Source organism: Roseateles sp. P5_B10 (genome assembly GCF_056400485.1).
In genome coordinates this window covers 1-568 of sequence record NZ_JBFULE010001659.1, presented here as the reverse complement: position 1 = coordinate 568, position 568 = coordinate 1, and the positions used below count along the sequence as shown (strand labels likewise).

The 568-nt window shown below is 69.5% G+C and carries 1 pseudogene; it reads right to left on the bottom strand.

From position 1 onward, the window contains the following. Positions 1–568: pseudogene (locus AC1DU6_RS35180) on the bottom strand (excinuclease ABC subunit UvrA); the annotation flags it as partial.

The following is a 568-nucleotide window of genomic DNA, read 5'->3' as shown; positions in this document are numbered from 1 at the left end:
GTCGACCTCCAGCACGCGGTCGACCTGGGCGTGGCCTTCGATGCCGTCACAGCCGGTCCATTTGGCGGGGGCCTTTCTCAACGGCACCGCAACGGCCATGCCTGCCAGCAGCACGTCGCGAGCGAGTGTCGACTTGCCCGAACCGGACACGCCCGTCACGGCCACCAGCCGATGCAGCGGCACGTCCACCGTCACGCCCTTGAGGTTGTGCAGGGCCGCGTTCAGCACGGTCAGCTTGGGCGCATCGGCCTCGATGGGTCGGCGCGCCTGCAGCGGGTGGATCAGCGGGTGGGCCAGCATGCGGCCCGTCGTCGATTCGGGTTCCAGCGCGAGCTGGGCCGCGGTGCCTTGCGCCACCACGCGGCCACCGCGTTTGCCGGCGCCGGGGCCGATGTCGATGATGTGATCGGCGCGGCGGATGGTGTCCTCATCGTGCTCGACGACGACCAGCGTGTTGCCCTTGTCGCCAAGTGTCGCCAACGCCTTCAGCAGGATCTGGTTGTCGCGCGGGTGCAGGCCGATGGTGGGCTCGTCCAGCACGTAGCAGACGCCCTGCAGGTTGCTGCCC